At 61.4% G+C, this 17417-nt stretch carries 13 protein-coding genes; 10 read left to right on the top strand and 3 right to left on the bottom strand.

The features are described 5' to 3' along the window. Positions 1–43 precede the first annotated feature (43 nt). The 3 genes from FDQ92_RS00275 to FDQ92_RS00285 are packed head-to-tail and all read right to left on the bottom strand — an operon-like array spanning position 44 to position 2640. Positions 44–1066, bottom strand: a complete 1023-nt coding sequence (locus FDQ92_RS00275; protein ID WP_137422746.1) for an energy-coupling factor ABC transporter ATP-binding protein — start codon at positions 1064–1066, stop codon at positions 44–46. After that, a complete protein-coding gene (locus FDQ92_RS00280; protein ID WP_137422747.1) occupies positions 1063–1758 on the bottom strand; it encodes an ABC transporter permease in 696 nt (231 codons plus the stop codon). Before FDQ92_RS00280 ends, FDQ92_RS00275 begins: the two co-directional genes overlap by 4 nt. A gap of 48 nt (positions 1759–1806) precedes the next feature. Then, positions 1807–2640, bottom strand: a complete 834-nt coding sequence (locus FDQ92_RS00285; RefSeq protein WP_137422748.1) for an ABC transporter substrate-binding protein — start codon at positions 2638–2640, stop codon at positions 1807–1809. 699 nt (positions 2641–3339) lie between these two features. Here FDQ92_RS00285 and FDQ92_RS00290 point away from each other — a divergent pair. The 10 genes from FDQ92_RS00290 (at position 3340) to qrcD (ending at position 17097) form a co-directional block, all read left to right on the top strand. Further along, positions 3340–6009 carry a DUF3458 domain-containing protein gene (locus FDQ92_RS00290; RefSeq protein ID WP_137422749.1) on the top strand — a complete coding sequence of 890 codons (2670 nt, stop codon included), beginning with the start codon at positions 3340–3342 and terminating at the stop codon, positions 6007–6009. 488 nt (positions 6010–6497) lie between these two features. Then, positions 6498–6902, top strand: a complete 405-nt coding sequence (locus FDQ92_RS00295) for a Fur family transcriptional regulator (RefSeq protein ID WP_246041763.1) — start codon at positions 6498–6500, stop codon at positions 6900–6902. A gap of 29 nt (positions 6903–6931) precedes the next feature. Continuing rightward, on the top strand, positions 6932–7507 hold the full coding sequence (rbr, locus tag FDQ92_RS00300) for a rubrerythrin (RefSeq protein WP_137422751.1): 576 nt from the start codon (positions 6932–6934) through the stop codon (positions 7505–7507). Between the two features lie 521 nt (positions 7508–8028). Next, positions 8029–9228, top strand: a complete 1200-nt coding sequence (locus FDQ92_RS00305) for an FprA family A-type flavoprotein (protein ID WP_137425642.1) — start codon at positions 8029–8031, stop codon at positions 9226–9228. A gap of 90 nt (positions 9229–9318) precedes the next feature. After that, positions 9319–10635, top strand: a complete 1317-nt coding sequence (locus tag FDQ92_RS00310; protein WP_137422752.1) for a cytochrome ubiquinol oxidase subunit I — start codon at positions 9319–9321, stop codon at positions 10633–10635. A gap of 18 nt (positions 10636–10653) precedes the next feature. Then, entirely contained in the window at positions 10654–11694 is a 1041-nt protein-coding gene (gene cydB / locus FDQ92_RS00315; RefSeq protein WP_137422753.1) for a cytochrome d ubiquinol oxidase subunit II, read from the top strand. 303 nt (positions 11695–11997) lie between these two features. Beyond that, the gene (qrcA, locus tag FDQ92_RS00320) at positions 11998–12549 is read left to right on the top strand and encodes a menaquinone reductase multiheme cytochrome c subunit QrcA (protein WP_137422754.1); all 552 of its coding nucleotides are present in this window, start codon (positions 11998–12000) and stop codon (positions 12547–12549) included. A gap of 81 nt (positions 12550–12630) precedes the next feature. Further along, entirely contained in the window at positions 12631–15039 is a 2409-nt protein-coding gene (locus tag FDQ92_RS00325) for a molybdopterin-containing oxidoreductase family protein (protein ID WP_137422755.1), read from the top strand. Positions 15040–15052: 13 nt separating this feature from the next. Further along, a complete protein-coding gene (gene qrcC / locus FDQ92_RS00330) occupies positions 15053–15814 on the top strand; it encodes a menaquinone reductase iron-sulfur cluster-binding subunit QrcC (RefSeq protein ID WP_137422756.1) in 762 nt (253 codons plus the stop codon). 41 nt (positions 15815–15855) lie between these two features. Next, positions 15856–17097, top strand: a complete 1242-nt coding sequence (qrcD, locus tag FDQ92_RS00335) for a menaquinone reductase integral membrane subunit QrcD (RefSeq protein WP_137422757.1) — start codon at positions 15856–15858, stop codon at positions 17095–17097. The last annotated feature ends 320 nt before the right edge of the window (positions 17098–17417 follow it).

The raw sequence follows: 17417 nt of genomic DNA on the forward strand, positions 1-17417 counted from the left end.
ATTTCCGTGCCACAAAAATCGGAGGCGGAAAGATCGGCGGGATTCACACCCAGCGGACGGCTTGGGGAGCGAAGGCGATCCAGACCGTCCGGCCGGGCCGAAAGGCGCTGTCGTCGTTTTCGGCGGCCGGCAGGCAGGCCTTGAGGGAAAAGCCGGCCAGGTCGAGGCCGGCCACCACTTCGAGGCTTTTCCGCTGGAACTGAAGGCTGATCAGGCGGGCTTCGAGGAAGTTCTCTCCGAAGGCACTTTCGGGGCGCCGTCGCTCGATCCGAACGGCGCGGGGATCCAGCACAGCCAGGGCGCCGGAGTGAGGCGGCGGGGCCACGCGGATGGATTGCCCGTCGGACAGCCGCATGACGCAAACCTCGGCGCCTTCGCGTTCCCACGGGCCGGGGATCACGTTGGTGATCCCAACTCCGGCAAGGCGCCCCTCCACAAGATGGGCCACCCCATCCGCCACGTCTTCCAGCCATGCCCAGTCGTGACTGGCGATGAGCAGGGTCGTGCCCCACTGGTTCCGCGCCCGGACGGCGGCCTCACGGATCAGCGCCGCACTGGCCGCGTCCACGCTGGAAGTGGGCTCGTCCAGCGCCAGGACCTCGGGTCGAAGGATCAGGCGCGAAGCCAGGGCCACCCGCTGCGCTTCTCCGCCCGAAAGCGCGTACCAGGGCCGGCGCCCGAAATCGTCCAAGGACAATCCCACCCAGTTCAGGGCTTCCCCCACGCGCTTCGAAAGGTCCGCGCGGTCGTTTCTCACCTTGAGCCCGTAGGCCACGTTGTCGAAGACGGTGCGCTTCAGAAGATACGGATCCTGAAGAAGGAGCGAAACGCGGCGTCGAACGGCCTCCGAAACCTGGGCGGCAGGCAATCCCTCGAAGAAAAGGTCGCCGGAAGAAGGTTTTTCCATGAACGTGAGGAGCCGGAGCAGGGTGCTCTTGCCGCTCCCGTTCGGCCCCACAAAGCCCACGATACTCCCTCGCTGCACGTCAAGCGCATCGATCCGAAGCACCGTCCGAGCGCCGTAGGATTGCTCGACGTTCCGCAGCCGGTAGACCTCCGCCGTCATCTTCGGGACCTCTTGCGAAGAAAGAAAAGCGAGGCGTTCACGGCGAAGGCGATCCACAGGAGCACCAGACCCAGAGCTATCCCCATGGCGAACTCACCCTTGCCGGTTTCCAGGGCGATGGCCGTCGTCATGGTCCGCGTGTGCCACTTGATATTCCCCCCCACCATCATCGAAATGCCCACCTCCGTCATCACCCGCCCGTAGGCGGACACCGCCGCCGCCAGCACTCCGAATCGCGCCTCCCAAAGGCTGGTCAGAAGCATTTGCCTCCGGTTGGCCCCAAGGGAAAGCAGGGTGATACCCAGCCGCTCGTCGAGGCTTTCGACCGCCGATGCGGTGAGGGCCACCACCACCGGGAGCGCCAGCATGGTCTGGCCGATCACGATAGCGGGTTCGGTGAAAAGGAGTCCCAGTTCCCCCAGGGGCCCCCGGCGGGAAATGAACGCGTAGACCAGCAGGCCGATAAGCACAGTGGGCAGCGAAAGCAGGGTATCCACTACCGTGCGGACCGCCTTTTTGGCGGGAAAATCGAAGTACCCCAGCAGAAACCCCAGGGGCATCCCGATGCTGAGCGAGACGATCATGGACGCCGTGGAAACCCGAAGCGTGGTTCCCACGGCGGAAAAGGTCTCCGGATGGCCGGTCAGCAGCAGTTCCAGTGCCTTAAAAAAGCCGGACAGGATGTAGTCCATGAGCGTTCATAGCAAAAGGACGGGCGGTTGAGAAGGTGTTTCAACGGCTCACGGCTTGGCGTTGGGCACAAAAAGCGGCTTTCCCATGAGCTTGAAATCCCCGATGAGCGCCTGGATCGGTGCGGATACCACCCAGTCCGAAAAGGCCGCCGCCAGGTCTCGGCGCACCTTCGGACAGCGCTCAGGATTGACGCTGATGACGCTGTACTGGTTGAAGAGGCCCGGATCGCCTTCCACCATGATCACCAGAGGTGGATTCCCCTTGTGCTGGTCTTCGTACTTGATGAACGTGCCCCGGTCCGTCAGCGTGTACCCCTGGCGCTCCGCGGCCACGTTGATCGTCGGAAGCATCCCCTGCCCCGTTTGAACATACCAGGTTTCCTTGTCGATTCCGGAGACGCCCGCCTTCTCCCAGAGTGAAAGCTCCTTCTTGTGCGTTCCCGAAGCGTCGCCGCGGCTCACGAAAACGGCGCCGCGCTCGGCCACGGTCTTCAGGGCTTCGATCACGCCCTGGCCTTTGACCCCGGCGGGGTCCGCGGCGGGGCCGATCAGCACGAAGTCATTGTACATGACTTCCCGCCGGTCGATTCCGTAACCGTCCTGAACGAATTTCCTTTCCGCCTCGGGTGCATGGACGAAAAGCACGTCCACGTCGCAGTTCTTCCCCAGCTCCAAGGCCTTCCCCGTACCAACGGCCACCCATTGGAGTTCGATGCCCGTGTCCGCCTTGAACCGCAGCCCCAGAACGTCCAGCAGCCCTGTGTTGTCGGTACTGGTGGTGGTGGCCATCCGGAGCACGGCCTGGTCCGCCCGGCCTTCGCCGGCCGCCAAGCAGCACGCAACCAGAATCAGAACCGCGATCCATCGTCGTTCTTCCTTCATGGTTTCGAGACCTCCTTCTGTTTCGGGATCTGAGATCGTGGAACGAAACGGCGCAGGCCGGGTTGAGGCCCTTGGGGAACCTCGCTTTACATCCTCTCGGGCGAAAGCCTCGCCTCCCAAACGAACGGGTTCGTTCCGCCGCCGTTATGCCACATGCGATATAGCGGACGGTACCGAAACCTTACCGACCTGTCAATGGAAACCTCGGACATTGTCCGAGCATACGTTTCTGCCGGAAAACGGCAAGACCTTGGTAGTGTAGAAAATAATAGACGTAATATTTGATACCAAATTCTAATTCCCTTCCCCTTGTGGGATGCGACTAAGGGGACGGGGGAGAGGGGGATTTTTTGATCTTCGTTAACCTTCCACCTTGTTCCCAAGCTCCAGCTTGGGAACACAACGGTGCAGAAGCTCCAGCTTCGTTTCCCATAAGGCCGTGACCCATGCGAACCCGCTACAAAATCTATAACAAAGGTGATCAGGATCAACGCGGCATTGCCGGTTTTACGGGTCGAGGGCAAGCCCGCTCCTACCGATAACGCAACACCGGGGCGGTCGCTTTGGCTCTGAATGATCAGAGTTCGCGATGGCACTGGAGATTTTCCACGCTTTTGAGTAGTCTGAATTTTGACGTCGGGTGCCCTGTGAGGACACGTTCCGCTGCATCGGCAGCGGCTTGAAAAGGAGAGATCCATCATGCAACGGAGGCGATTCAAGTTCCTGAGGGAAGATTTCGGCGACCTTCCGGTTCGGCTGGAACATTTGAGGCTCTACATCAGCTTTTTCGAAGATCGGGTGGAGGTGACGAACACCTTGCGCTTGAAGGCGTCCACCTCGCTTCAAGCCCTGGATCTCGACGCCCGGGACCTGGAAATCCACGAGGTGGCATGGATCGAGGGGGGAACCGACGACGAACCGGGCGCCGAAAGGCCCCTCGACCATGAGGTCCGCTCAGTCGAAAACAAGCTGCGGGTATTCCTGCCCCGCCGGCTGGAACCCGGTGACCCCTTCCGCATCCGCACCCGGACCACTTGCCGGCCGTCCGAACACATCCTGGAAGGCATCTACCGGGACACCACACCCGAGGGAGCTCCTCAGCAGTACATGTCCCAGTGCCAGCAGTGGGGGTTTCAGCGCATTGCCCCCATCCTCGACGACTGCCGCGCCAAGTGCACCCTGACCACCACCCTCGAAGGTGACGCCCGCTACACGCACCTCATCAGCAACGGAAACATCAGCCGCCGCCACAACCCCGAAGGCCGGTCTGTCCTCAAGCCGGGCGATCCCGGCCGGCAGGTGATCACCTACGAAAACCCCGTCCCCATGGCCCCGTATCTTTTCATCGCCTGCGCGGGAACCTGGGACACGCTGGAAGACCGGGTGACCTACCCCGACGGGCGGACGGTCCGCCTGGAATACCTGGTTCCGCCGGGACGGGCCGAACAGGCCCGCATCCCCATGGAAATCCTCAAGGACGCCGTCCTCTGGGTGCGCGAAACCCAAGGCTACACCTACTCCGGCGAAACCTACCGGACCATTTGCATGAACAAGTCCAATTTCGGGGGCATGGAAAACGTGGGCAACACCACCATCGTGACCGACGCAGCCCTCATCGACGAACACAGCCTGGACAGCCACATCCTCTACGCCCACGCCGTGATCGTCCACGAATTCGAACACAACCAGTGCGGCAGCGAAACCACCATGGAAACCCCCTTCGACATGTGGCTCAACGAAGCCTTCACGGTGGACGTGGAACGCCGCTACATGGCCGACCGTTTCGACCCCGCCTTCATCCGGCTGCAGCAGGTGGACAGCATCCGCAACCCCCTCTTGGGACCTCTGGCCATCGAGGACGGCGGCCATGCGGGGCGCATCGTCCGCGAAGGCTTCAACGACCCGGACGAACTGGTGGACGCCGTCACCTACGTGAAGGCTGCGGAGGTGATCCGCATGCTTCGGTTGCTCCTCGGCGAAGACGTCTTCCGCAGGGGCAAGGACATCTACTTCTCACGCTACCGGCATGGGAACGCCAATACGGATCAGTTCTTCGCGTGCTTCGAAGAAGTGTCCTCCAGGTCCCTCGATCGGTTCAAGCGGCAGTGGCTGTACCGTATCGGCTACCCGGCGGTCAGAGCGGAAACCTCCTTCGACCCGGCCCGCGGCCGGTTCGAAGCGATCTTCCGCCAGGATCCGGAGGGCGAGGCGCAGGAACCGTTTCCCCTACCCATCGCCCTGGCTCTGGTGGCCGAAGACGGGCGGGACATCCCCGGAACGGCCGGAATTTTTGAATGCGACGGCACCGAGGCGCGCTGGGTGGTGGACAACCTGCGGGAACGCCCCGCTTTCGCCTCCATGAACCGCGGAGCGTCCTTTTACGGCACCTTCCACCACGTGAACGCCACGCCGGAAGAACGCCGAGCACAGGTCCTCAAGGATCCGGACCCCTTCAACCGAGTGGAAGCCTTCCGCCTTCTGACCGACCGGGAACGGGTTCGGCTGCTGCTGGACCCGGATGCCGAAATCGACGGCGCATGGCTGGACCTCTACGGCCGCCTCCTCGACGAACCGGACCTCCCGAGCAGCCTCCGGGCCTATTTCCTGCGTATCGACGAACAGCCCTTGGACCGCAAATACGCCGCCTGGTACCCGGAACTCGTGGCCGCCAGAGACCGGCTCATGAAGGAAGTCAACCGCCGGTACCGGGAGGACCTGGTGGCGCACTTCCAAGCCATCGACACCCGCCGCCAGCCGACCACCCCCCGCGACGGGATCGAAGAACGCCTCCTCAAGAGCGTCCTGCTGGACCTCATCGCGGTGGATGACAGCGAAGCGTCCCACCGGATCATCCTTGACCACTTCCGCAGCGCCGCCAACGCCACCGACCGCGTCGCCGCTCTTTCGGCGCTCAACCGCTCCTCCGCTCCGCAGCGCCGAGAAATCCTGGAACAGGTCTACCGGGACTGGCACGGTCACCTTTCCGGCTACGCCAACTACCTGAAAGTGGTGGCCGGCGGTTCCTGCGACGACGTCTTCGAAATGATTGAAAAGGAAAAGAACCGCCCGTCGTTTGACATCACGCAGCCCACCTGGAGCCGGGCGCTTTTCGTCACCATGGCGGCAAACACCCGAAAGGTCTGGACCGACGAAGGCATCCAGTGGATCGCCGACCGGGTCGTGGAACTCGCCCCGGTGAACAGCACGGTGGCGAGCCGCCTGCTCAACACCTTTCAGCAGGTGAACCGGCTGAGGCCCCCGCTGAAGGAAAAGGTCCGCGAAGCCTTGCGCTATATCGCCGACCGGGTTCCCGATTCCGTTTCCGCCACCATCGCCGGCCAGGTCCGAAGCTACCTGGGCGACCCGTGAAGGCAGAGATCAGACATCAGACTTTAGACTTTAGACTTTCCAGCTTGTTCCCAAGCTGGAGCTTGGGAACGAGGGGAACCCCAATGCTCCACCCCATCGGCCCGAGGGCGGGCCTCCTACATGTGCCCCATTGTGGGAGCGGCGCCCTGGCCGCGATCGGGATCGCCTGCGAGCCGGCTCCTACAAAAGCAACCGCGGTCCTGTAGGAGCGACGCCCTCGCCGCGATGAACCAACTCCCTTCCCAGAAGGATCAAGGGTATTCTCAGACAGCCTCTATGGTCCTTTGGACGCTCCCCGGAAAGAGCACCGCTGCCGGCCCTTCCCGTCAGAACCTTCGCAATCGTCACGGCCGCCGGGAAGAACCTCTCCGGCGGTCCTTGGGCAAAACGAGAGTACCGGCGGACTTGACAGGGGTCCCTCTAAGTTTTAATTAGTAATCGTTATTATCATGGGAGGCTTTGCTTTGAGGCACAAAAGACCGATTCGAATGACCCCTCAGCGAACCACGATCCTCGAAGCCGTGCGACAGATCCACGGTCACCCCACGGCGGACGAAGTCTACGAAAGGGTGCGGCGTGTTCTGCCCAGAGTCAGCCTGGGCACCGTGTATCGAAACCTTGAAATCCTGGCTCAGGAAGGAATGATTCAGAAGATCGAATCCGGGGCCAGCCAAAAGCGGTACGACGGGAATCCGTCTGCACATCATCACTTGAGGTGCTTGCGGTGCGGGCGGCTGGAGGATGCGCCGCTCAAAAGGCCGCTGGAGGCCATGGAAGCACTCGCGGAAACACAGGGCTACGAAGTGTTCGGATTCCTGCTGGAATTTGTCGGGATCTGCCCCGCATGCCTGGGCGGCGAGGATTCCGGCGGAAACGGACGGCGTTCAAACTGAGTTCACGTCCAAACGAGAAGGAGGCATTCATGAGACAGCTCAAGGGAACACGCACGGAAAAGAACCTGTTGACGGCCTTCGCCGGGGAATCCCAGGCCCGCAACCGCTACACCTACTTCGCTTCCCAGGCGCGAAAAGACGGGTTTATACAGATCGCGCAGATTTTCGAAGAAACCGCCAACCAGGAAAAGGAACACGCCAAGCGTTTCTTCAGTTTCCTTGAGGGCGGTGAGGTGGAAATCGACTGGAAGTTCCCCGCGGGGGTCGTGGGTTCCACTCTGGAAAACCTCAAGGCGGCCGCCGCCGGTGAACGTTACGAGCACACGGAAATGTATCCCGGTTACGCCCGGGTGGCGCGCGAAGAGGGTTTCGAGGCCATCGCTCAGCTGTTCCTGAATGTGTCCGTGGCCGAAAAGCAGCACGAAAAGCGATACCGCGAACTGGCGGAGAACATCGAAAAGAACCGGGTGTTTCGGCGGGAGGCCCCGGTGGTGTGGCGCTGCATCAACTGCGGGTATCTACACGAGGGACCCGAGGCGCCCAAGACCTGTCCCTCCTGCGCGCACCCTCAGTCCTATTTCGAATTGCTGGGTGAAAACTGGTAGCTACGGTTCCGAACCGACCAGCCGCCGCCGCCCCCGTTGCGCCGGCGGCCCGGTTCACGCCGCGACCCTGACAGCCGGAAATCGAAAGCGCTCTCAGAACAGCCGATGAAAGGACGCACGCACCATGGCGCCGACCAGCCGGATTTACGTAAGTAGCGAGTCATGCCCTGTAGGAGCCGGCAGATGGCCGCAACCAATCTCCCCCCTCCCCTCAATCCCCTCCCACAAGGGGAGGGGAAATAGAGTTTGGCATCAAATATTAGGTCTATTATTCTGTACGCTACCAAGAGATTTTCTTGTTTTTTGTGACAGAAGATCTCGGAACAAGGTACTAAAGTCTAATGTCTATAGTCTATAGTCTAATGTCTGATGTCTGATGTCTGATGTCTGATGTCTGATGTCTGATGTCTGATGTCTGATGTCTGATGTCTGATGTCTGATGTCTGATGTCTGATGTCTGATGTCTGATGTCTGATGTCTGATGTCTGATGTCTAGCCTTTCTCAGGGAGGTGAGTGATTGATGCTACCTGTTGAAGTCAAGCCGAAGGTTTACTGGGTGGGGGCGGTCGATTGGAACATCCGGGATTTTCACGGGTATTCCACTTACAAGGGGTCGACCTACAACGCCTACTTGGTAGTGGACGAAAAGATCGCCCTTTTCGACACCGTGAAACGCCCCTTTTTCGAAACTATGCTCGAAAATATCCGCAAGATCGTGGACCCTTCGAAGATCGACTACTTGGTCGTGAACCACGTGGAAATGGATCATTCCGGATCCATTCCCGAAACGATCGCGGCGGTCGGCCCCGAAAAGGTGTTCTGTTCCTCCATGGGTGAGAAGGCCCTGGGGGAGCACTTCCACCAGGACGGATGGCCGCTCCAGGTGGTTCGATCGGGAGACACGTTGCGTCTCGGAACGAAGACGGTGCACTTCCTGGAAACCCGCATGCTCCACTGGCCGGACAGCATGTTTTCCTACTTGGCCGAAGACCGCCTGCTCATCTCAAGCGACGCGTTCGGGCAACACTGGGCCACCAGTGAGCGCTTCGACGACCAGGTGGAGCGTTCCGAACTGATGCATCATGCAGCCAAGTATTACGCCAACATCCTGCTGCTCTATTCCCCCCTGGTCCAGAAACTGCTCGCGACCGTCGCCGACATGAAGCTCGAAATCGACACCATCGCTCCCGATCACGGCCTCATCTGGCGTGGAAACCCGTCCGCCATCTTGGACGCCTACGGCCGGTGGAGCCGCCAGGAAGCCAAGAGGAAGGCGGTGGTCGTCTATGACACCATGTGGCACAGTACCGAAAGGATGGCCCACGCCGTGGGGGAAGGGCTGGAGCAGGAAGGGGTGTCGTACAAGCTCATGAGCCTGAAGCACAACCACCGAAGCGACGTGATGACGGAAATCCTCGACGCCGAAGCCCTCGTTTTCGGCTCCCCCACCCTCAACAACGGCCTTGTGCCCACCCTCGCCGACATGCTGTGTTACCTGAAGGGCCTCAAGCCGTCGGGAAAGATCGGAGCCGCCTTCGGTTCCTACGGCTGGAGCGGCGAGGCGGTGAAGCTCATCAACGGGGAACTCGAGGCCATGAAGGTCGAACGGGTGGACCCGGGACTGAGCCTCAAGTACGTGCCCGGCGCCGAAGGCCTGGCCCGGTGTACGGCCTTGGGCCGCAAGATCGGGAGCGCGGTGAAGGCGCGAGTCCCCGAGTGAGCGAGTGCGTGAGTAAAGGCATGAGTGAGTGAAGGCGGGTCGGGATCTTCAAACGACTGACCCTGGACCCATGATCATGGAGTGGCAATCATGGACGTCTTGATGCTATCCAGGCTGCAGTTCGCTGCAGCCACCTTCTTTCATTTCCTCTTTGTCCCCCTGACTCTGGGACTGTCCGTCCTCATCGCCGTCATGGAAACCCGCTACGTCCGCACCGGCGATGAGCAGTACCTGAAGATGGCCAAGTTCTGGGGTAGGATCTTTCTCATCAACTTCGCCATCGGCGTGGTGACGGGAATCACCCTGGAATTCCAGTTCGGCACCAACTGGGCGCGGTATTCGCGCTACGTGGGCGATATTTTCGGGTCGCTGCTCGCCATCGAAGCCACCGCCGCGTTTTTCCTCGAATCCACCTTCGTCGCCGTCTGGGCGCTGGGATGGAACCGCCTGAGCGCCAAGGCCCATGCGGTCACCATCTGGCTGGTGGCGCTGGCCGGCAACTTGTCCGCCGTTTGGATCCTCATGGCCAACGCCTGGATGCAGCATCCTGTGGGCTACACCATCCGGAACGGCCGAGCCGAACTCACCGATTTCATGGCGGTGGTGACTCAGCCCTTCGCCTGGCACACCATCGTCCACACGGTGGGCGCCGCCTATATCCTTTCCGGCTTCTTCGTGATGGCGGTGAGCGCCTACCATCTGTTGAGGCGGCGGCACGTGGCCTTTTTCACCCGGTCGTTTCGCATGGCGGCGGCCTTTTCCCTCATCTTTTCCGTCGCCGTGGTGATTCAGGGCCACCTCCACGGCAGTGAAGTGGCCAAGGTGCAGCCCGCCAAGCTGGCGGCCATGGAATCGCTCTGGGAAACCCGTTCGGGGGCGCCTCAGTTTCTCTTCAGCCTCCCCGACGAAGCCGGTGAAAGAAACCGGGTTGAAATCGGAGCCATACCGAACCTGCTGAGCCTCCTCGCCTACCATTCGCCCGACGCCGAAGTGAAGGGCCTGAAGGCGTTTCCCCCGGACGAACGGCCCCCGGTGACCCTCACCTTTTTCGCCTTCCGAACCATGATCGCCCTGGGGTTTCTTTTCCCGCTCCTGGCCTTCTGGGCCTGGCTGCGGCGAAATCGGCTGCTGGAAAGCCCGAGGCTCCTGAAGGTCCTCATGTTCGCCCTGCCGCTCCCCTATCTGGCGGCCCAGGCGGGCTGGGTGGTGGCCGAAGTGGGACGACAGCCCTGGGTGGTTTACGGGGTGATGAAAACGTCCGACGCCGTTTCGCCCATCGCCGCTCAACAGGTCGCCGTGTCCCTGGCGGCGTTCGTCCTGGTCTATTCCCTGCTGGGAGCCGCCGCGTTCTACCTCATCGGCCGGCACGCGCGCCGCGGACCGGAACCGTCGGCCGTGGAATCCTGAAAGAAGGAGGAAAACACCATGCTGGAGTCCATCTGGTTCGTCCTGTGGGGGGTGCTTTGGGCCGTCTATTTCATGCTGGACGGCTTCGACCTGGGTCTGGGAACCCTCATGCCCGTCATCGCTCGAAACGACACGGAAAGACGCATCGTCTACAACGCGGCCGGACCGTTCTGGGACGGCAACGAAGTCTGGCTCATCGCGGCGGGAGGCGTCACGTTCGCCGCCTTCCCCCATACCTATGCCGTCATGTTCAGCGGCCTCTACTCGGCGCTCATGCTGATCCTGTTCGCCCTGATTTTTCGCGGCGTGGCCTTTGAGTTCCGAGGGAAGATCGAAAGCCCGGCCTGGCGCCGTTTCTGGGACGGGTGCCTTGTCGTGGGAAGCTTCCTCCCGGCCTTTCTGTTCGGTGTTGCTTTCGCCAACCTTTTCCAGGGGATTCCCATCGACGGTGAGGGGGTTTACCGCGGGACTCTCTTCACGCTCCTGAATCCCTACGGCCTGCTGGGCGGGCTGCTCTTCCTTTGCCTGTTCCTGGTCCACGGATGCGTCTGGCTGGCGGTAAAGACCGAAGGCAAGCTGCACCAGCGGGCGGCCCGCTTCGCCAAGACCCTCTGGGCGGTGCTCGCGGTGGTGGCGGCGGGTTTTTTCGTCGCCACCTGGTTCGCAACGCGGCTTTACATGAACTACATCAAGAATCCCCTGCTCTTTTCGATCCCCATCGTGGTGATCCCGGCGGCCACGGTGGCCTCGCTCCTGGCCGTCCGATACTTTGTGGGAAAAGGCGCGTGGTGGAAGGCGTGGTTCGCTTCCGCAACGACCATCGTTGGAGCCACCTTTTTCGGCCTCGCCGGCCTCTACCCGAACCTGATCCCTTCCACCCTGAACCCCACCTACAGCATGACCATCTACAACTCAGCATCCAGTACCCTCACCCTCAAGATCATGCTGGGCGTCGCCCTGATTTTCGTTCCCCTCGCGATCGCCTACCAGGTCTGGACCTACCGCCTGTTCCGGCATAAGGTGACGGAAGCCGATCTCGCCTACGAAGAAGCCTACTGAGCGAGCGAAGGGGCGCCGGCGGACCCTCATGGAAGCGGGAACGGGGGCCGCCGGAGCCCCCTGCCCCAGATGGGGATCAGGGCGGCGTCAAAGCCTTGCGCCCCGCGCCTTCCCCCTTGATTTCACCGCGTCCTGCGCCCTGCTTTTCCCTTGACAACGGCAAAAGGGACCGTTTAAAAGGGAGGCGTTTGTGAAAAATTGCTTAATTTCCAGGGGATGCAGAACATTACCACATAGCGGCATAGCCCGCGGCGGCTACGATCCTCACTTTTTTCGACAACCGCATCGGATTGAGGCAGACTCATGGAAGACGTGAAAAAAGGCGCATCCGGTAAGGGCATGGGGGTGATCTCCTTTCTGGCGGGACTTGTCCTTGCGCTGGGCCTGGGCTGGGGGGTCTTTCCGAGCCTGTTGCATTCGAAAAAAACACAACCCTTGAATTTCCGTCATTCCAGCCACACGGACCAGACCTGTGAAGACTGCCATTACACGCGGGACGACGGCACCTATTCGGGCATCCCCGGGATCGACAACTGCATCCAGTGTCATGAGGCGCCGATGACGGAAAGCGAGGATGAGCGGATCCTGGTGGAAGAATACATCGAGCAGGGCCGGGAGATCCCCTGGCTGGTTTACGCGCGGCAGCCGGACAACGTCTATTTTTCCCATGCCGCTCACAAGGAAGGCATGGAATGTGTCCGGTGCCACCGGGACGTCATGAAAGACGAGACGCTGCCGGTATACAAGGAAAATCGGCTCACGGGATACAGCAAGTCCACAATGAAGATGGTGGAATGCGAAAAGTGCCATGCGGAACGGGGAGCCAGCAACGCGTGCCAGGTGTGTCACAAGTAGGAGGGATCGGCATTCGCTTGAGACGGGTCACACACCTCACGATTGATGAGGCTTTGAACGATCCAACGAGAGGGAAGGGCGATGAGTCTAGGGCGAAGAGCATTTTTGCAGTTTGCGGCCGGAGCGGTAGGCGGGACGCTCCTGACTCCCATACCCTGGAAGTTGGCCGACGACTCAGCCATCTGGACACAGAACTGGTCATGGAGACCTTCACCTGAACCCGGCGACCTGACGGAGAAGGCGACCGTGTGCCGGTTGTGCGACGGCGGTTGCGGGATCCGGGTCCGGCTGGTGAACGGCCGCAGGGCCGTCTATATCAAGGGAAACCCGAAGCACCCAGTGAACCGCGGCGGCCTTTGCCCTCTGGGCGCGGCCGGACTGCAGCTCTTGTACGCCCCGTACCGGGTGCAACAGCCGCTCAAGCAGACCGCATCGCGCGGTGACCTGGGCGGGTTCCAGCCGATCAGCTGGGACGATGCGATGAAGGAACTTTCCACGCGTCTGGGCGCGCTTCGATCCAAGGGGACTCCTCATTCCGTCGCCGCCGTGACCGGGGATTCCCGCAGCAGCATGCTGCCTTTGTGGCGGCAGTTTTTGACGTCTTACGGTTCCCCCAATCTTTTCACCATGCCATCTGAAGCCGACAGCAAGGCCGTGGCGGCCTCGCTGGCTCTGGGCCGCCCGGCGGACATCGCCTTTGCCTTGGAACGAGCGGACTACGTCTTGAGTTTCGGGGCCGGCCTGCTGGAGGGTTGGGGGTCCTGCGGGCACATGCAATCGATCTACGGGTCCTGGCGCGAGCAGCGGCCTGGGAAGCCCCCGGTGGTTCTCGTGCAGGTGGAGCCGCGAGGTTCGATCACGGCTTCCAAGGCCGATCGTTGGATCCCCGTCAATCCAGGCACCGAAGCGGCCCTCGCCCTGGGAATCGCCCATGTGATGGTACGCGAAAAGCTTTACGACCTTGACTTTGCGGCCGCATCCGCCTTCGGTTTCGAAGACTGGTTCGACGCCTGGGGGACGAAACGGCAGGGATTCAAGAATTTTGTGCTTGCGGCCTACAAGCCGGCCGAGGTTTCGGGGATCACCGGTGTGGATCCTCAGCGCATCGAAGAACTGGCCCGGGAATTCGCACGGCAGGAACGGGCCGTGGCGGTCTGGGGCCAGGATGCGGGTGCCACCCCGAACAACGTGTACCACGACCTGGCGTTTCTCGCTCTGAACGCCTTGAAGGGGAACTTCAAGCGAGGCGGCCTGGTGGGTCTGATGCCGGAACCGCCGCTGGGAGCCCTCCCGCAGCCGGTGCTCGACGCGTACGCCTCCCACGGCCTGTCCCGGGACCGGCTCGACCGCACTGCGCCCCAGCCGCCTCCTTTAAGCGCGAACGCCTTCCACGCCTTCCTGGACGTCATGGCTCGAGAACCAGCCTATCCCGTCGAGGTGCTGCTGGTGCATGAAGCGAACCCGGCGTACGCGCTTTCCGAAAACCACCTGTTTGCCGACGCGGCGGCCAAGGCGGGCCTCGTGGTATCTTTCTCGTCCTTCATGGATGAAACCGCCGTCATGGCTGACCTGGTTCTTCCCAATCATGCGGTATTCGAGCGGCTGGACGACGTGATCGGCGTGCCCGGTGCCCCCTTCGCCTACTATGCGCTCGCCGCACCGGTTCTTCCGCCGCGGTACAACACGCGGCATACCGGCGACGTGCTGCTCACCCTCGCCCGGTTCCTCGGCGGGACGGTTGCCGAAGGGCTTCCGTGGGAAAGCTACGAGTCGTTCCTGCGGGAAAGGGTGCAGGGGCTTGCCGCCGCCTACAGAGGCGCGGTGGCGAAAGATGCCACGGTTCAGCCGGGAAGGCTGGAGGCGGGTGCGCCGGTGAAGACCAACTTCAAGGACGCCCGGGACCTCTGGAACCAGCTGCAGCAGGGCTACTGCTGGTACGACGCTCCCGCCGACCCGATGGAACTTCTCCAGACGGCTTCAGGCCAATACGAGTTCGCTTGCCAGAGACTGGCCGAAGTGCTTCCTCCCATACCCGAAGACCGGTTCCTTATGCCCCAATTCGCTCCCCTTCAGCCTTCGGGGGATCCCGGCGAATTCCCGCTGCTTCTCATGGTATATTCGGAACCGGCCTTGAGCGACGGGTTCTACGCCAACCCTCCGTTCATGAACAAGCTCCTCCCCGACGACTTGCTCCTGGGAAACGATCTATTCGCCCAGGTCCATCCCAGGACCGCGGCGACGGTCGGCCTGACCGAAGGCGGCCGGGCGCTTATCCGGACGCCTCGAGGCGAAGCCGCCGTGCGCGTCCACCTGAACCCGGCCGTCCGCCCCGAAACGATTGCCATGGTGCGGGGGCTGGGACACACGGCTTATGACGAATACATCCAGGGCAAGGGGACCAACGCCGGCGGTCTCGTCGAAGTGCAGATGGATCCCATAACGGGTCTGGGAACGGTTTGGGCCACCCGCGCCCAACTCCGAAGGGCCTAAACGAGGGTTACCTATGAGCGGAAACGGACATTCGGAACATCCTGAAAGTGCGGTGCGTTTCGGCATGGTCATCGACCTGGACAAGTGCACGGGATGCGGCGCCTGCACCGTGGCCTGCCAGCAGGAAAACAACATCGCCTTCCGGCCGGACGAGAGCAACAAGCTGCGCACTATATCGTGGATGACGCTCTACCGGTTGGAAAACGGGCAGGACTACCCCGACCACCGGGTGGCGTACCTTCCGCGGCCCTGCATGCACTGCGATTCGGGTCATGATGCCCCCTGCACCTTCGTATGCCCGGTGAACGCCACCAAGCGCGACGAAACCACCGGATTCGTAAACCACATCCCTGTGCGCTGCATCGGTTGCCGCTACTGCATGGTGGCCTGCCCGTATCACGCCCGAAGCTTCAACTGGTGGGATCCCAAGTGGCCGGAAACCATGGAGGCCATGTTGAACCCGGAGGTGAGCCCCAGGATGCGCGGGGTGGTGGAAAAGTGCACCTTTTGTCACCATCGCTACTACCGCGCCCGGGATGCCGCCCGTGCGGCCGGAGAAGATCCGGACACCGTCCTCTACACGCCCGCCTGCGCCGAAGCGTGCCCGACCGGCGCCATCGTCTTCGGGAACCTCAAGGACCCGCACAGCGAGGTGGCGGAGCTCAGCAAGGACTCCCGGGCCTTCCGGCTTCTTGCCAAGCTTCACACGGAACCCAAGGTGATCTATCTGAGCAGGCATGCATGGGTGCACAAGCAGTCCGACAACGGGCTGTGAGCTCAACCCGCGACGAGAACCGAGGCACTGAGGAGTGACTGATGGATAAGGCACTGATTCCCGATGGATTGAAGCGTTGTCCGTTTCCGATCTTCGCTCTCTGGTTGCTGGCGCTCCTTGCCGTAATCGGCTGGGGCGTTTACGCCGGTCTGACCGTGCTTCTCAAGGGCCTGAACGTGACCGGGTTGAACAATTATTTCGGTTTCGGCTTATACATCACCGTGGACCTGGCCATCATCGCTCTGGGCGCCGGGGCGTTCTTTTCCGGCTTCATGTATTACGGCATCTCGCGCTTCTTCCCGCAGCTCAAAGAACTGGGCAAGATCATCAATCTGGCGGTGATAATCGGGTTCTGCTGTTACACGGGCGCTCTGCTGGTGCTCCTGCTGGAGATCGGCCAGCCGCTCCGCGGCTGGTTCGGCTATTGGCACGCCAACGTCCATTCCATGCTCACCGAAGTGATCTTCTGTATCACCTGCTACGCCATCGTGCTGGTGATCGAGTTCACGCCGATCATCCTGGAAAACCGCAAGCTCGACCAGGTGAAGCCCCTTCACGTTTTCGGCCACAGCCTCCATGAACTCATGGCCCTCTTCGCCCTCACGGGCACGTTTTTGAGCTTCTTCCATCAAGGATCTCTGGGCGGTGTGCCGGGCGTCATGTTCGGCCGCCCCTTCGCCTACCGGACGGGCTTCTTCATCTGGCCCTGGACGTTCTTTTTGTTCACGCTGTCGGCCATGGCGAGCGGCCCGGCCTTCACGGCGCTCGTCTGCCGCCTCATCGAAAAGGCGACCCGAAAGCGCCTGGTCGATCATAACGTGTATCTTATGATCGCTAAGATCCAGGGGGGCCTGCTCCTCGCGTACCTGATCTTCAAGGGCATGGACACCCTTTACTGGGCCTTGGACACCGCGCCAAGCTTCGGACAGAAACTCACCGACTTCTACCGGGCGCCCTACGGCATGTGGCTCCTCTTCGCGGAACTCGGGATCTGCGGTGTCATCCCGGCCGTCATCCTGCTCACCCCCAAGGCGCGCGAAAACAACCATCTGCTGTTCCTGGCCTTCTTCCTGGACTGCGTGGGTATCGGCATCAACCGGTTCGTCATGACGGTTCAGGCCATCGCCATTCCGGTGATGCCCTTCGATGAGTGGGCGGTCTATGTTCCGACCTGGGCCGAATGGGCCCCGTGCGTCGCCATGCTGTGCTACGGCGCCGTGATCGTATCCCTTTCCTACCGGTACCTCCCGGTGTTTCCGCAGGAAAAGGAGTTGAACCGCTAAGAGTTTGGTAGCGTTCTAAAGTGGAGACCTTAAGCGAGAAGGTTGACGAAGGTCAAAAAATCCCCCTCTCCCTTGATGGGAGAGGGTTGGGGTGAGGGTGAGAAAATTAACGTATGTCAATCAGTTACATTCCCCTCCCCTTAATCCCCTCCCACAAGGGGAGGGGAAATAGAATTTGGCATCAAATTTTGGGTCTATTATTTTCTACGTTGATGGATCGCGGCGGGAGCGCCGCTACTGCAGATGCGCCGCCGCTCATACTATGCACCCCCGCTCCCACAACGGCCCCCCGCAGCTCCCCCGTCCCCTTCCTCCACTCC

Origin of the sequence: Desulfoglaeba alkanexedens ALDC (genome assembly GCF_005377625.1) — a bacterium.
Classification (GTDB): Bacteria; Desulfobacterota; Syntrophobacteria; order Syntrophobacterales; family DSM-9756; genus Desulfoglaeba; species Desulfoglaeba alkanexedens.

Bases quoted from the DNA above. Each gene is read 5' to 3' on its own strand.
- FDQ92_RS00275 (WP_137422746.1), bottom strand. From the start codon at position 1,066: ATGACGGCGGAGGTCTACCGGCTGCGGAACGTCGAGCAATCCTACGGC.
- FDQ92_RS00280 (WP_137422747.1), bottom strand. From the start codon at position 1,758: ATGGACTACATCCTGTCCGGCTTTTTTAAGGCACTGGAACTGCTGCTG.
- FDQ92_RS00285 (WP_137422748.1), bottom strand. From the start codon at position 2,640: ATGAAGGAAGAACGACGATGGATCGCGGTTCTGATTCTGGTTGCGTGC.
- FDQ92_RS00290 (WP_137422749.1), top strand. From the start codon at position 3,340: ATGCAACGGAGGCGATTCAAGTTCCTGAGGGAAGATTTCGGCGACCTT.
- FDQ92_RS00295 (WP_246041763.1), top strand. From the start codon at position 6,498: ATGACCCCTCAGCGAACCACGATCCTCGAAGCCGTGCGACAGATCCAC.
- rbr (WP_137422751.1), top strand. From the start codon at position 6,932: ATGAGACAGCTCAAGGGAACACGCACGGAAAAGAACCTGTTGACGGCC.
- FDQ92_RS00305 (WP_137425642.1), top strand. From the start codon at position 8,029: ATGCTACCTGTTGAAGTCAAGCCGAAGGTTTACTGGGTGGGGGCGGTC.
- FDQ92_RS00310 (WP_137422752.1), top strand. From the start codon at position 9,319: ATGGACGTCTTGATGCTATCCAGGCTGCAGTTCGCTGCAGCCACCTTC.
- cydB (WP_137422753.1), top strand. From the start codon at position 10,654: ATGCTGGAGTCCATCTGGTTCGTCCTGTGGGGGGTGCTTTGGGCCGTC.
- qrcA (WP_137422754.1), top strand. From the start codon at position 11,998: ATGGAAGACGTGAAAAAAGGCGCATCCGGTAAGGGCATGGGGGTGATC.
- FDQ92_RS00325 (WP_137422755.1), top strand. From the start codon at position 12,631: ATGAGTCTAGGGCGAAGAGCATTTTTGCAGTTTGCGGCCGGAGCGGTA.
- qrcC (WP_137422756.1), top strand. From the start codon at position 15,053: ATGAGCGGAAACGGACATTCGGAACATCCTGAAAGTGCGGTGCGTTTC.
- qrcD (WP_137422757.1), top strand. From the start codon at position 15,856: ATGGATAAGGCACTGATTCCCGATGGATTGAAGCGTTGTCCGTTTCCG.